Below are 14,447 nucleotides of genomic sequence, written 5' to 3' on the forward strand. Positions count from 1 at the left end.
CAAATGTGAAAGCGGTGATACTTGCAGGCGGGCTCGGCACTCGGATATCCGAAGAATCTTATTTGAAGCCTAAGCCGATGATTGAAATCGGCGGCAAGCCCATTTTATGGCACATCATGAAAACTTATTCGCATTATGACGTGAACGAGTTCGTGATTTGCTGCGGCTACAAGGGCTACATCATCAAGGAGTATTTTGCCAACTACTTCTTGCATATGTCTGATGTGACCATCGATATGTCCAACAATGAAATCGAGGTGCATCAGCGTTATGTCGAGCCTTGGCGAGTGACTCTGGTCAACACGGGCGAGGATACTCTGACCGGCGGGCGTCTTAAGCGGGTTAGGGAGCATTTGAACCATCAGCCATTTTGTTTTACCTATGGCGACGGGGTTGCCGATATCGATATCAAAGCGTTGATTGAGTTTCATCGCTCGCACGGCAAGGCGGCCACGGTGACCGCCATTCAACCGCCCGGCCGTTATGGCGCCCTCAAAATCAAGGGCGAAACGGTGAGCGGTTTTCAGGAAAAGCCAGCTGGCGACGGGGCTTGGATCAACGGCGGTTTTTTCGTATTGGAACCTCAGGTATTCGATTACATCGAGGATGATCAGACCAGCTGGGAGGCGGAGCCTCTGGTGCGTTTGGCCAAGGAGGGGCAGCTGATGTCCTATCGGCATAAAGGCTTCTGGCAAGCGATGGATACGCTGCGCGACAAGAATCAGCTGGAAAAACTGTGGGCGGACGGCAATCCTCCGTGGAAGGTGTGGTCGTGAGACTGTTTGGCGATCGCTATCGCGGCCGCAGGGTGCTGTTGACCGGTCATACCGGCTTCAAGGGCAGTTGGCTGGCCGCCTGGCTGACGCGTCTGGGGGCCGATGTCACCTGCCTGGCTTTGGACCCGGAGGGGAGCCCCAATCATTGGGATCTGCTGGCGTGCCCGGTACGGGATCTGCGTGTGGATATTCGCGATTCCGCGGCGGTGCGCGCGGCCTTCGACCAAGCGCAGCCGGAGATGGTGTTCCATCTGGCGGCCCAGGCTCTGGTGAGGCGTTCCTATCGCGATCCGCTGGAGAATTGGTCCAGCAATGTGATGGGAACCGCTCATGTTCTCGATGCGTGTCGGCAAACCTCCAGCGTGCGCGCCGTGGTGGTTGCGACAACCGACAAGGTCTACGCCAACCGCGAATGGTCGTGGGGGTATCGAGAGGTGGACGCGCTTGGCGGCCATGATCCTTACAGCGCCTCCAAGGCGGCCTGCGAACTGTTGGTGGACAGTTATCGGAAGTCTTTCTGGCAGTGCGATGACGCGCCGCTGTTGGCGACGGCCCGCGCAGGCAATGTCATCGGCGGAGGCGATTGGTCGGCGGATCGATTGATTCCCGACTTGGTGCGCGCTGTGACGCAAGAAACCGCTTTGCACATCCGGTCGCCGGGCTCCACCCGTCCATGGCAGCACGTTCTGGAGTGTTTGTCCGGCTATCTGCTGCTTGGCCAGCGTTTGCTTGAGGGCGAGAGGGCGCTGGCCGAGGCCTGGAATTTTGGCCCGCAGCCTGAGGCCAACCGCAGCGTGGCGGACGTATTGGCTAAGCTGCAGCGGTTTTGGCCGCAATTGGACTGGCAAGTGTCGTCCGAGGAGCACGCGCATGAAGCCGGGCTGCTGTACCTGGATTGCGCGAAGTCCCGCAGCCGTCTGAATTGGTGCCCGGTGCTGAGCTTGGACCAAGCTCTGGAGATGACGGCGGACTGGTACCGGAGCCACCATGCTTCCGGTCAGGTCATCACCTTCGATCAAGTCGCGAACTATATCGAGTCCGCTCGCGCGGCAAACGCGGTTTGGGTTTCCTGATGCAGATTCGACAAACAGGCATAGATGGCGCTGCGCTTGCGGAGACGACGCCTTATGCCGACCACCGAGGCGCATTTTCCCGCTTGTTTTGCGAGCAGGAACTGACTGATTTGCTGGGTGGCCGGCGCATCGTCCAGATCAATCACTCGCGGACCCGAGCGCTTGGCGCGGTGCGAGGGATGCATTTCCAGCACGCGCCGCATGCGGAGATGAAAATGGTGCGTTGCATTCGAGGCCGGGTGTGGGATGTGCTGGTGGATCTGCGCGCGGGCTCTCCCACTTTTCTGCGTTGGCACGCCGAGGAGCTGAGTCCCGACACGGGACGCATGCTGGTGATTCCCGAAGGCTGCGCGCATGGATTCCAGGTGCTGGAGCCGGACAGCGAACTGTTGTACCTGCACACGGCGCTCTATCAGCCCGCAGCCGAAGGGGGGGTGCGTTACGATGAGCCGCGGGTGGGCATCCGCTGGCCGCTGCCGGTTCGCGATCTCTCCGAACGCGACCAAAACCATCCCTTGTTGTCTTTTGATTTCACCGGGCTTGCACCATGAATTGCCGACACTGCGCAGAGCCGTTGCAGCATACCTTTCTCGATCTAGGCTTCGCGCCGCCGTCCAATGCGTATTTGAGCGAGGCGGAGCTGAGCGCGCCGGAAACGTATTTCCCGCTCAAGCTGAAAGTCTGCGGCCATTGCTGGCTGGTTCAGACTGAGGATTACGCCAAGGCGGATCTGCTTTTTTCCAAGGATTACGCGTATTTCTCCTCGACTTCCAGCAGTTGGCTGGCGCATGCGGCCCGCTATGTCGACGAGATGGTTGGGCGCTTGGGGCTTGGCGCGGACAGTTTTGTCATCGAGGTCGCCGCCAATGACGGTTATTTGCTGAAGAACGTGCTGGCCGCCGGCATTCCTTGTCTGGGCATCGAACCGACCGCCAGCACCGCCGCGGCCGCGGAGCGGCTGGGCATTCCGGTGTTGCGCGAGTTTTTCGGAGAAGGCCTGGGCCGGCGCTTGGCGCGGGAGGGAAAACAAGCGGATCTGATCGTCGGCAATAATGTGTTTGCCCACATTCCTGACATCAATGATTTCAGCCGCGGGCTGAAGGCGGCGCTCAAGCGCGGGGGAAGCATTACGCTGGAGTTTCCGCATCTGATGCGCCTGATCGAGCATGTCCAGTTCGACACGGTCTATCACGAGCACTTTTCCTACCTGTCGCTGCATACGGTCTCTCGCATTTTGGCCGCCGCCGGTCTGCGGGTGTTCGATGTGGAAGAGCTGCCGACCCACGGCGGCAGTCTGCGCGTGTTCGCCTGCCACGCCGACGACGAGAGAGTCGACGCTCCTTCCATCGCGGAGGTGTCGGCCGCCGAGGACGCGGCCGGGCTGCGGGGGCTGACGGTCTATTCCGCTTTCCAGCGGCGGGTGGATGAGGTGAAGGATGGCCTGCTGACGTTTCTGCTGGAACAGAAGCGAGCAGGCCGGAAAGTCGCCGCCTACGGCGCCGCGGCCAAGGGCAATACCCTGCTCAACTACGCAGGGGTCAAGCCGGATCTTCTTCCTTTCGTCTGCGACGCCGCGCCGTCGAAGCAGGGCAAATACCTGCCGGGCAGCCATGTGCCTGTTTTCGCGCCGGCGAGAATGGCGCAGGAAAAACCCGACATTGTGCTGATCCTGCCCTGGAACATCGCCGCGGAGGTCATGCAACAGCTTCACTATATCCGGGAGTGGGGCGGCCGCTTCGCCACCGCGGCTCCCGCGCTGGAGATTCGATGAAACCGCGTATCCATTACACCAAGCCGTCCATCACCGAGCTGGAGGTCGAATACGCGACCGATGCCGCCCGCAACGGCTGGGGCGAACGCTGTTACGACTACATCGTCAAGTTCGAGACGGCGTTCAAGAGCCATCTAGGAGTGGGGTACGCGATTGCGACTTCCAGTTGCACCGGCGCCTTGCACATGGGGATGGCCGCGCTGGGCATCGGTCCCGGCGATGAGGTGATTCTGGCCGACACCAATTGGATCGCGACAGCCTCTCCCATTGTTCATCTCGGCGCCCAGCCGGTGTTCGTCGATGTTCTGTCAGACTCCTGGTGCGTGGACCCGGCCAAGGTGGAGGCGGCGATCACGCCGCGGACCAAGGCCATCGTGGCGGTGCATCTATACGGCAATGTTTGCGATATGGACGCTTTGCTGGCGATAGGGCAGCGTTACGGAATTCCCGTCATCGAGGACGCGGCGGAAGCGATCGGCTCCGAGTATCGCGGCCAGCGGGCTGGTTCGATGGGGCGGTTTGGCGCATTTTCTTTTCATGGCACCAAAACCTTGACCACCGGCGAGGGCGGCATGTTCGTCACCAACGACGCCGCGCTTTATCAGCAGGTGCTGACCCTCAGCAATCATGGCCGCGCCAGCGGGCAAAGCAAGCAGTTCTGGCCGGACATGGTGGGTTTCAAATACAAGATGTCGAATATTCAGGCCGCGCTGGGCTGCGCTCAGATGGAGCGCATCGAGGAGCTGATCCGGCGCAAGCGCGAGATATTCGACGCTTATCGTCAGCGGCTGGAGCCGCTTCCCGGCGTGAGGATGAATCCGGAACCGGAGGGCGTCGTTAACGGCGCCTGGATGCCTACCGCCGTGTTCGCGCCGGAGACCGGGGTCACGCGCGAGGCGCTGCAGGCGGCGTTCGCCGAGGAAAACGCCGATGCGCGGGTGTTTTTTTGGCCTTTGTCGGGTTTGCCGATGTTTGAGCCCAAACCCGATAACCGCAATGCCTGGTCCTTGCCGGCCTGCGCGATCAATTTGCCCAGCTTCCACGATATGACGCAGGATGACATCGAGCGCATCGCGGGCGTGGTGCGCCATGTGCTGCGAAGCCGTTGAGCGGATTAAGAGGCATGCCAAGGAGCGGATGGGCTGAGCGATGACGACGCAGAGTCTGATTGAAACCCTGACTGGCGCGTTTGCGCAGCATGCCGCGCGTCCGCTGTTCGAGTCGGAGGAAGGCGACGTCGTTTCATACGCCGAAGTGCTGACGCTTGCCCGCCCATCGTTGGCGAACGAGTTGTCGCGGCGATTGGTGTTCTGCCTTTGCGAGAATGATATTGGCGGCTTGGCCGGTTATTTCCATTTGCTCTGCGTCGACGCGGTGCCCTTGATGCTGGCGGCCAACTTGCCCAGTCAGCAACTGCAGCCTTTGTTGGATGCTTATCGGCCCGCATTCATCTGGTTGCCGGCTTCTAGGCTGGCCGAGTTTCCCGGCGCCAAGGCCGTGTTCGCCTACCGCGATTACCGCCTGATCGCTCATGAGGAGGCCGACTATCGCGTTCACGACGAGCTGGCTCTGCTGCTGAGCACCTCGGGCAGCACCGGCAGTCCCAAATTTGTGCGTTTGTCGCGGCGGAATGTGTTGAGCAACGCCACGGCTATTGCCCAGTATCTGGCGCTGGACGCCGATGAAGTGCCGATTACCACGCTGGCGCCCAGCTATACCTACGGGCTGTCGATTCTGCACAGCCATGCTTTGGCCGGCGGCAAGGTTGCGGTGACCCGGAAGACTTTTTTCGAGCGCGGGTTTTGGAGCTTCCTGCAAGCCGTGCGCGCGAGCAGCTTCGGCGGTGTGCCCTACCATTACGAGATGCTGAAAAAGTTGCGCTTCACCGGCATGGAGTTGCCCTGCCTGCGCACGCTTACCCAGGCCGGCGGGCGGATGGCACCTGAACTCAGCCGCGAGTTCGCATTGCATTGTCAGAGCCGCGGCATGCGATTTTTCACCATGTACGGCCAGACCGAAGCCACGGCCCGGATGTCCTATCTGGCGGCGGACAAGGCGGCGCTCAAGGCGGGCAGCATAGGCGCGGCGGTGCCGGGCGGGGCCTTCTGGCTGGAGGACGAGAACGGCGGGAAGCTGGAAGGCGCGGAGGCGGAAGGGGAGCTCGTGTACCAAGGGCCTAATGTATCGATGGGCTATGCGAGCGGATTCAAGGATCTTGCCCTGGGCGACGAGCGCAAGGGCGTGCTGAGAACCGGGGACGTCGCGCGTAGGGACGGCGATGGCGATTACTACATCGTCGGGCGCTTGAAACGCTTTTTGAAACTGTTCGGCCATCGCATCAATCTGCAGGAAGTGGAGCAATATCTGCTGGACGCCGGCCATGTCGCCGCTTGCGCCGGCGCCGACGACAGGCTTGAGGTTTATGTGCCGCAGGGCGACGCCGCCTTGGCCAAGGAGATCAAGATCATGCTGGCGCGCTATCTGACGGTGACGCCGCAGTCGGTCAAGGTGATGGCCGCTGGCAATTTGCCGCGCAATGCTTCGGGGAAGATCCAGTATTCGGAATTGACGCCGCAAGCTTGGGAGATTCAAGCATGAGCGCGCCGGATTTCTCGCCATGGCTGGAGCTGGGGGCGTATTCGCTGGATGCGGCGGCTAAGTCCGCGGCGCTCTCCGCGGCTTTGCGGGAACTGACGCAATGGCATGCGGATCAGTGTCCGGAATACGCGCGGATCTTGGCATTGCAAGGCATGAAAGACGCGTCGGCCGGCGGGCTGGAGGACATCCCGTTTCTGCCTGTCCGCTTGTTCAAGGAGTTTGACTTGCTTAGCGTGGAGCGCAGCCAGGTATTCAAGACCATGACTTCGTCGGGCACCTCCGGCCAGCAAGTTTCGCGCATTTATCTGGATAAGGAGACTGCGGCATGGCAGACCAGAATACTGACCCGATTGATGGGAACGGTGCTGGGCAAGAAAAGACTGCCGATGCTGGTGATCGACTCGCCTAGCGTGTTGCGGGATCGGGCGGCGTTTTCCGCGCGTGGGGCCGGCATACTGGGTTTCTCCATGTTTGGACAGGATGTGACTTACGCGCTGAATGAGAAGATGGAGTTGGACCTGGATCTTGTGCAGGCCTTTCTGGAGGGGCATGCGGGGAAGCCTGTCTTCATCTTCGGTTTTACCTTCATGATCTGGCAGCATCTGGTGCTGCCGCTGCGGAAAATGAACAAGCGGCTGGCTATCTCGGGCGGCATCGTGCTGCATGGCGGCGGCTGGAAAAAGTTGCAGGATCTAGCGGTGGGCAACGAGGACTTCCGGCGCGCGCTTCAGGAGTGCGCCGGCGTGGAACAGGTGGTCAATTATTACGGCATGGTCGAGCAGACCGGGTCCATTTTCCTGGAGTGCGGGCATGGACATTTGCATGCCTCCATTTACTCCGACGTCTTGATCCGCCGACCCGGTGATTTCAGTCTCGCGAGCACGGGAGAGGAGGGCTTGATCGAAGTCCTGTCCCTTGCACCGCGCAGTTATCCCGGCCATGCGCTGCTGACCGAGGACCTGGGCGCCGTACTGGGAGAGGATGACTGTCCGTGCGGGCGACTGGGCAAGTATTTCAGGGTGGCCGGCCGAGTGGCGCGGGCCGAGGCGCGTGGTTGCAGTGATACCTATGCTTATGAAGCGCATGTCTGATATCCCCGTAGAGATTCTGGCCGGCGCAAGCCCGGAGCGGATTGTTAGTCGGCCGCTGCCGCCTTACTCGCCGAGCGTCGTCGCGTTTTTGGCGGCTCTTTCCAAGGCTTTGTTGGCGCGCCGGGAGCTGCGGCCTTATCCGGATATCGCCGCGTTTGCCTTCTGGTGCCGCAAAGCCAATCTGCGGCAGCTGGCCGGCGAGTTTGGCGCTGCCGGGCAAAGACTTGGCCGCGGCTTGGTCCTGCATATCGCTCCGTCGAACGTACCGGTCAATTTCGCGTTCTCGTTCGCCTTCGGTTTGCTGGCCGGCAACGCCAATATCGTGCGCGTGCCCGGCGCGTCTCATCCGCAAGTGGCGATGATTTGCGAGGAGATCGAGCGGTTGTTCTCCTTACCGGAGCACGCGAACATCGCGGCGATGAACGCCTTGATCCGCTACCCGCGCAACGACGAGGTGACGGCGGCGCTGTCCCGCGCCAGCCATGCGCGAGTGCTTTGGGGCGGAGACGAAACCATCGCCCATTTGCGAGCGATACCGACGCAGGCGCGTTGCGTGGATGTCGCGTTTGCCGACCGTTACTCGCTATGCGTGATGGCGGCGGAGGCGGTGCTGGCTGCGTCCGAGACGCAACTGGCGGGGCTGACCGAAGGGTTTTACAACGATGTGTTTTTCCTGGATCAGAACGCGTGCTCGTCGCCGCATCTGATTTTATGGCAGGGCAGCCAAGAGCAGGCGGAAGCGGCGATGCTTCGCTTCTGGCCGGCGATGCGGCGTTTGTTGGCGAGCAAGGGAAGAATGCCGGCCTTGCACGCTGTTGAGAAGTTTACGCATTTGTGCCGCACGGCCATTCGTTTGGACGCGGCCGCATCTTCAAGCAGGCATGCCAACGATATTTATCGCGTGCGTTTGGCGGAGTTGCCCGAAGGCATCGATATGCATCGAGGGCGTTATGGTTTCTTTTTTGAATATGTCTGCGCCGATCTGAATTGCCTGAAGCGGATAGTGGGCGAGCGTTATCAAACCCTGAGCTGTTTTGGTGTGGATAGGCAGCAGTTGATCCAGTTTGTCGTTGCCGAAGGCTTGATCGGTATCGACCGGGTGGTGCCGGTAGGCAAAGCGTTGGATATCGGTGTGATTTGGGACGGTTACGACTTGGTCGGCACGCTATCTAGAGTGATCAGCGACCGGTAAACTAAGGCTTTTAAACTTTCGACAGGTTAAGCGATGAGTCATCTTGAAAAATACGACCAGGCTTTCATGGAAACCTTCATGGTGGAGCAAAAGGATTTGGCTGCGCTGAAGTATCAAGACATCGCGGCTTGGGACAGCGTTGGGCATATGGCCTTGATGGCGGCGCTGGAAGATGCATTCGACATCGAGATGGATATCGACGACATCATCGAGTTTTCCAGCTATGCGGCGGGTCAGGCGATTTTGGCCAAGTACAACGTCGTCGTCGAGCCGGCGGCATGAGCACCCTGAACGGACCGGCGGCCCTCGACATCAAGGAGATCATCCAATGTCAGCGCAATCGGTATCCGGTGCTGTTGATCGACAAGATCGTGGAACTGCTGCCCGGTGAACGGGCTACCGGCATCAAGCGTTTTACTTACAACGAGTGGTTTTTCCCCGGCCATTTCGATGATGAGCCCAATGTGCCCGGCTTTGTGCAGATCGAGACCCTGGTTCAGGCCTTCATCCTCACTTTCTTGTGCAAGGATGAGTACAAGGGAATGAAGACCAACTTCGTCTCAATCAACAATATCCGGTTCAAACGCAAGATCGTGCCGGGCGATACCCTGCGCGTCGAAGCCAGCTTGAAGTCCTTCAAGCGCGGCATCGCCATCGGCTCGGCCGAAAGCTATGTGGACGGCGAGCCGGCGTGCAGCGCCGAATTCGTGGTGGCGGTGCCGGACATTCTCGATCAATTCAAGCCCAAGGCCGCGAGGGAAGCGTGATGATGCGGGTTGCGGACTACATCATGCAGCGGCTGGCGCAAGCCGGCGTGGAACATGTGTTCCAAGTGACCGGGCGCGGGTCTTTGTTCCTGAACGACGCCTTGGCCAAGCATGCGGCTTTGCGGCCGGTGTCCTTGCACCATGAGCAGTCCTGCGCGTTTGCCGCCTTGGCTTACGCCGAGCAAAGAGGCGGTTTGGGCGCTTGCCTGGTTTCGACTGGCTGCGCATCCACCAATACCTTGACCGGCGTGCTCTGCGCCTGGCAGGACGCGGTGCCATGCGTTTTCATCTCGGGCCAGAACACTTTGCGCGAGACCAGCCGCCACACCGGCATTCCCCTGCGCACTTACGGGCAGCAAGAGGCCGACATCGTGAGCCTGGTGAGCCCGATGACCAAGTTTGCGCGCATGATCTCCACCCCGGAGGAGATCGTGCCGGCGATGGAAGAGGCGCTGCGGCAAGCCATGTCCGGCCGCAAAGGCCCGGTTTGGCTGGACATCCCGCTCGACCTGCAAAGCGCGCTGATCGACCCCGAGCAGCTGGAGCGTCCCGCAGCCCCTCCAGACGCGCCGCCGCTTCCTGCGCCGGCAGACGTGGCCGCGGTGCGCGCTCGCTTGCGCGACGCGCAACGACCGGTATTGCTGATTGGCAGCGGCGTGCGCGCCGCGGGGGCGGAGGATTTGCTCAAGACTCTGGTCGAGCGCTGCAATATTCCGCTGACCTATACCAGCGCCGCGCCGGACAGCTATGGCGCGGCCCATGATTTGTCCATAGGCTCGGTTGGGTCGATGGGCTGCTCGCGCGCCGGCAATTTCGCGGTGCAGAACGCCGACTTCGTGCTGGTGCTGGGCTCGCGGCTGTCTTCGCTGACAACCGGTCCTGACTTCTGCAAATTCGCGCGCGGCGCGCATACCGTCGTCGTGGACATCGATCCGGTGGAACACAGCAAGGACGGCGTCCGCATCGACCAATTGCTGCAAGCCGACGTCTATGCCTTCCTCTGCGCGCTGTTGAGCGAGAATATGCCGACGGCTCCGGCGCCATGGGCCGACAAGTGTCGGCATTGGAAAGCGCTGTTCGGCGCGGTTGAACCGGCGTTCGCCTCTGACGACGCCGTCGATCTTTATCAGCTGGCCGAGACCCTGGGGCGGACGCTGCCAGCGCCGGCCACGCTAGTGACGGACTCTGGCCTGGTCGAAGTCATTCTGCCGACCAATATGCGTTTCGCCGACGGGATCCATTGCATCCATCCGGTTTCCCAAGGCGCTATGGGTTTCGCCTTGCCTGCGGCCATCGGCGCATGGCATGGTCGCGAGCATCCAGTGGTCGCCGTCATCGGCGACGGCTCCATCATGATGAATCTGCAGGAGCTGGAGAGCATCCGCTACCAGCGTTTGCCGATCAAGGTGGTGGTGATCAACAACAATGTTTACTCCATCATCCGGCGGCGGCAGCGCGATCTGTTCCGCAAGCGGACCATAGGCACGGATCCGGACAACGGCGTCAGTTGCCCCGATTTTGCCCAATTGGCCCAGTGTTTCGGTTTCCATTACCAGCGGATCGAGCGGGCTGGCGAACTGGATGCCGGCTTGGCCTCCATGCTGGCCCACGAAGGGCCGGTGTTGTGCGAAATCATGGGGCGCGTGGACCAGGGGTATATCGAGCTGGGCCATGCCCGCAGCGAAACGGACCGCAGGTTCGTGCGTCGCCCGCTGGAAGACCAGCAACCTTTTCTTGAGCGCGAATTGTTTTTGCGAGAAATGATAGTCGAGCCTATCGACCAGTAAGTCGGAGACCTTGCATGTCAGTTATCACCCTAGGCAATGGACGCCAAATTGGGGATTATCTAAAGCCCTATGTGGTCGCCGAACTCAATACTAGCCATTTCGGCGATCTGGGCATTGCGCGCGCGATGATAGACGAGGCCAAGGCGGCCGGCTGTGATTGCGTGAAGTTTCAGTCCTGGAGTGCGGAGACGCTTTATTGCGACAGCTATTACCAGGCCAACGCCATCGCCAAGCGCATCGTCAAAAAGTTTGCTCTGGACAGCGCCCAACTCAAGGAGCTGGCCGGATACGCCGCCGCGCAGGGCATCGATTTCGCCTCGACGCCTTACTCCATTCAGGAGGCGAAATTCCTGGTGGCCGAGTGCAAGGCGCCCTTTATCAAGATCGCTTCGATGGAGCTCAACAATCTGCCTTATCTTGAGCAACTGGGGCGTTTGGGCGCGCCGCTGGTGCTGTCCACCGGCATGGGCACTTTAGAAGAGATTCGCGAAGCCGCGCGCGTGATCGAAGCCAGCGGAAACCGTCAGTTGATCATCCTGCATTGCACCTCGATCTACCCGTCTCCCCCGCAACTGGTTCGTTTGCAGAACATCATCGGTCTGCGCAGCGAATTTCCGGCCTTCCCCATCGGTTATTCCGATCACAGCCAGGGAATCGAGATACCCGCCGCCGCGGTGGCGCTGGGGGCTTGCCTGATTGAGAAGCACTTCACCTTGGATAGCTCGCGCATAGGCATGGACAATCAGATGGCGACCGAGCCCGAAGAAATGCGGGCGATGATAAGAGCCTGCCATCGGGTGCACGAGGCCATGGGCGGCGCCGGACGCGTGCTGAGCGTGGAAGAGCAGGCTCAGGCGCGGAAAATGCGGCGCAGCATCGTCACCCGACGCGCTTTGCCCGCCGGCCATGTGTTGACCGAGGCCGATCTCGACGCCAAACGTCCCGGCGACGGCATCGCGCCATCGCTGCTGGCGATGGTGCTTGGGCGGACGCTCAAGCACGATCTTGGCGCTGAGACGGTGCTGAGCTGGTCGTCGCTGGCGGACCATGAGCCAGCCTCCATCTAAGACCGGGATTGGATATTGAACGTGATAACGCCTAATGCCATCCAGCCCCGCCTGGACGACGTGATCGCAGGCCGGCAGACGCTGGAGCTCGACATTCTGGACGATGACGGCCAGCTGTGCGGCGTGTTGCGGCCGCTGACGCGGGCCGATTTGGACGACGCGGAGATCATTCGCAAACTCACCGAGTGGCGCAATCAGAATATGGCGAACTTTCTGAGCCATTTTGTCGCGACGCCTGAGCGGACCCGAAACTGGATGAGCGAGGTGCTGTTCAAAACGCCGGGACAGTTGTTGTTTCTGGTTTGCGCGGATGGCCAGGTGGTCGGGCATTTCGGCTTCAAGGACCTGAGCCGCGACGAGGTTTTGCTCGACAACGCGATGCGAGGCGAGCGCCTGGGACATCCCAAGCTGTTTGTCCACGCCGGCAGGCGATTGGTCGCCTGGCTATTGCAAGAGGCCGCCGTGCGGCGCGTTCATGCTTATGTGATGACGGACAACGTGGCCTCGGTGATGATGAACAAGCAGATCGGCTTTGCCGGCTGGCTGCGTCACCCGCTGATCAAACGCGCCAAGGACGGGGAAACGCGCTGGGAGATGGGCGAGCCGGGAGAGGCCAGCCCCGATGCGCGTTATTGTTTCCTGCTCGTGATCGAACAGCCAGAGTGATGTTTTTCTCCGAGCTCGGGGCGGTTTCGCCGTTCCGCTGCCGGATTCCATATTGAAGGAAGCACCCAAATGGACGAGATTCAAAAGTTTGCTCGAGAAGTTGAGCAAAATATTCAAGGCCTGGCGGAAGACCAAGAGCTCCAGCAACTGTCGCGCGTCTGGACCCGCGAGGTGGCCCGGCACAAGTGGTCCTATAATTTCGCCTGGATGGGCCGGCCGGCGATCCAGTTTCCCAACGACGCCTGGGCGATGCAGGAATTGATCTGGCAGGTGAAGCCGGATCTCATCATCGAGGCGGGCATCGCCCATGGCGGCTCTCTGGTGTATTACGCTTCCTTGCTGGCCATGCTGGACATGTGCGAGGCGGTGGAGAGCGGCGTGGCTTGCGATCCCGCCAAGACGCGGCGAAAGGTCTTGGGCCTGGACATCGATATCCGCTCGCATAACCGCGTGGCGATCGAGAACCATCCGATGGCCAACTGGATTCAGATGATAGAGGGTTCCAGCGTGGCGCCGGAGACGATAGCCAAGGTCGCCGACATCGCCAAAGGGTATCGGCGCATCTTGGTGAGCTTGGATTCCAACCATACCCATGAGCATGTGCTGGCCGAGTTGAAGGCGTATGCGCCCTTGGTGACGGCTGGAAGCTATTGCGTGGTTTTCGACACCATCGTCGACGAGATGCCGGCGGAGCTCTCGGCGGATCGGCCTTGGGGGCCGGGCAACAACCCTAAAACCGCGGTGCGCGAATATCTGGCCCAGCATCCCGAGTTTGAGATCGACGCCGATATTCACCACAAATTGCTGATCACCGTTGCGCCGGACGGCTATCTGAAGCGTATCGCCTGAACCATCAAGACGGCTCGGGCTGCCAGACCCGCCACGGCGCCCGGCCGCTTTCCCACAGTTCGTCCAGCTGGATTTTTTCGCGCAGCGTATCCATCGGCTGCCAGAAGCCGGCATGCTCGAAGGCGGCCAGTTGTCCCATGGCGGCCAGCTTCGCCATGGGTTCGCCTTCCCAACTGGAGTGGTCCCCGTCGATCAAGGCGATGACTTCGGGCTGCAGGACGAAAAATCCGCCGTTGATCCAGCCTCCGTCTCCCGGCGGCTTTTCCTTGAAGCCAGTGACCCGGCCGCCTTTGGTCACTAGCGCGCCAAACCGTCCCGGCGCCTGCACCGCCGCCACCGTCGCCAATTTGCCGTGTTCACGGTGAAAGGCGATCTCCGCCGTCAGGTCGATGTCGGCCAGTCCATCGCCATAAGTGAAACAGAAGGCTTCACCAGCCGGCAGATAAGCGGCCACGCGCTTGAGCCGGCCTCCGGTCATCGTGTGCTCCCCGGTATTGACCAGGGTCACATGCCAGGGCTCCGCATGTTGGCGGTGTACTTTCATCTGGTTCTGGGAAAAATCGAATGTCACATCGGACATGTGCAGGAAATAGTTGGTGAAATATTCCTTGATCACATAGCCCTTGTAGCCCAGACAAATGATGAAGTCATTGATGCCGTGGGCGGAAAAAATTTTCATGATGTGCCATAGGATGGGCCGGCCTCCCACGCTGATCATAGGCTTGGGTTTGAGGTGGCTTTCCTCGGATATCCGGGTGCCGAGCCCGCCGGCCAGGATCACTGCTTTCATCTGCGATGTTCCAAGGCGTC

The 14,447-nt window shown here is 60.6% G+C and carries 15 protein-coding genes; 14 read left to right on the forward strand and 1 reads right to left on the reverse strand.

Features of this window, described 5'->3' with window-relative positions:
- Nucleotides 1–5 precede the first annotated feature (5 nt).
- The 14 genes from rfbF (VK98_RS12375) to VK98_RS12440 all read left to right on the forward strand — a co-directional run bounded on the left by rfbF (VK98_RS12375) (nt 6) and on the right by VK98_RS12440 (nt 13,637).
- Entirely contained in the window at nt 6–776 is a 771-nt protein-coding gene (rfbF, locus tag VK98_RS12375; protein WP_048414308.1) for a glucose-1-phosphate cytidylyltransferase, read from the forward strand.
- Nucleotides 773–1,849, forward strand: a complete 1,077-nt coding sequence (gene rfbG, locus VK98_RS12380) for a CDP-glucose 4,6-dehydratase (protein WP_197083035.1) — start codon at nt 773–775, stop codon at nt 1,847–1,849. The genes rfbF (VK98_RS12375) and rfbG overlap by 4 nt, the downstream gene beginning before the upstream one ends.
- Complete coding sequence (locus VK98_RS12385) at nt 1,849–2,400, forward strand: dTDP-4-dehydrorhamnose 3,5-epimerase family protein (protein ID WP_048414309.1); 552 nt, start codon at nt 1,849–1,851, stop codon at nt 2,398–2,400. The genes rfbG and VK98_RS12385 overlap by 1 nt, the downstream gene beginning before the upstream one ends.
- A complete protein-coding gene (locus tag VK98_RS12390; RefSeq protein WP_048414310.1) occupies nt 2,397–3,620 on the forward strand; it encodes a class I SAM-dependent methyltransferase in 1,224 nt (407 codons plus the stop codon). Before VK98_RS12385 ends, VK98_RS12390 begins: the two co-directional genes overlap by 4 nt.
- On the forward strand, nt 3,617–4,729 hold the full coding sequence (locus VK98_RS12395) for a DegT/DnrJ/EryC1/StrS aminotransferase family protein (RefSeq protein ID WP_048414311.1): 1,113 nt from the start codon (nt 3,617–3,619) through the stop codon (nt 4,727–4,729). The genes VK98_RS12390 and VK98_RS12395 overlap by 4 nt, the downstream gene beginning before the upstream one ends.
- A 40-nt stretch (nt 4,730–4,769) precedes the next feature.
- Nucleotides 4,770–6,218, forward strand: a complete 1,449-nt coding sequence (locus VK98_RS12400) for an AMP-binding protein (RefSeq protein ID WP_053077358.1) — start codon at nt 4,770–4,772, stop codon at nt 6,216–6,218.
- The gene (locus tag VK98_RS12405; RefSeq protein WP_048414312.1) at nt 6,215–7,309 is read left to right on the forward strand and encodes an acyl-protein synthetase; all 1,095 of its coding nucleotides are present in this window, start codon (nt 6,215–6,217) and stop codon (nt 7,307–7,309) included. Before VK98_RS12400 ends, VK98_RS12405 begins: the two co-directional genes overlap by 4 nt.
- On the forward strand, nt 7,302–8,501 hold the full coding sequence (locus VK98_RS12410; RefSeq protein ID WP_048414313.1) for an acyl-CoA reductase: 1,200 nt from the start codon (nt 7,302–7,304) through the stop codon (nt 8,499–8,501). The genes VK98_RS12405 and VK98_RS12410 overlap by 8 nt, the downstream gene beginning before the upstream one ends.
- 33 nt (nt 8,502–8,534) lie before the next feature.
- Nucleotides 8,535–8,783: an acyl carrier protein gene (locus VK98_RS12415; protein WP_048414314.1), complete on the forward strand. Its 249-nt coding sequence runs from the start codon at nt 8,535–8,537 to the stop codon at nt 8,781–8,783.
- Entirely contained in the window at nt 8,780–9,268 is a 489-nt protein-coding gene (gene fabZ / locus VK98_RS12420; protein WP_048414315.1) for a 3-hydroxyacyl-ACP dehydratase FabZ, read from the forward strand. Before VK98_RS12415 ends, fabZ begins: the two co-directional genes overlap by 4 nt.
- A complete protein-coding gene (locus VK98_RS12425; RefSeq protein ID WP_048414316.1) occupies nt 9,268–11,055 on the forward strand; it encodes a thiamine pyrophosphate-binding protein in 1,788 nt (595 codons plus the stop codon). The genes fabZ and VK98_RS12425 overlap by 1 nt, the downstream gene beginning before the upstream one ends.
- A 14-nt stretch (nt 11,056–11,069) precedes the next feature.
- On the forward strand, nt 11,070–12,122 hold the full coding sequence (locus tag VK98_RS12430) for an N-acetylneuraminate synthase family protein (protein ID WP_048414317.1): 1,053 nt from the start codon (nt 11,070–11,072) through the stop codon (nt 12,120–12,122).
- Between the two features lie 21 nt (nt 12,123–12,143).
- Nucleotides 12,144–12,788, forward strand: coding sequence for a GNAT family N-acetyltransferase (locus tag VK98_RS22810; RefSeq protein WP_231589272.1), 645 nt, complete (start codon nt 12,144–12,146; stop codon nt 12,786–12,788).
- A 69-nt stretch (nt 12,789–12,857) separates the two neighbouring features.
- Nucleotides 12,858–13,637: a cephalosporin hydroxylase family protein gene (locus VK98_RS12440; RefSeq protein ID WP_048414318.1), complete on the forward strand. Its 780-nt coding sequence runs from the start codon at nt 12,858–12,860 to the stop codon at nt 13,635–13,637.
- Nucleotides 13,638–13,641: 4 nt separating this feature from the next.
- Here VK98_RS12440 and rfbF (VK98_RS12445) read toward each other — a convergent pair whose 3' ends face one another.
- Complete coding sequence (gene rfbF / locus VK98_RS12445; protein WP_048414319.1) at nt 13,642–14,427, reverse strand: glucose-1-phosphate cytidylyltransferase; 786 nt, start codon at nt 14,425–14,427, stop codon at nt 13,642–13,644.
- Between the last annotated feature and the right edge of the window lie 20 nt (nt 14,428–14,447).

The sequence above is a fragment of the Chromobacterium sp. LK11 genome (assembly GCF_001043705.1).
Taxonomy (GTDB): Bacteria; Pseudomonadota; Gammaproteobacteria; order Burkholderiales; family Chromobacteriaceae; genus Chromobacterium; species Chromobacterium alkanivorans.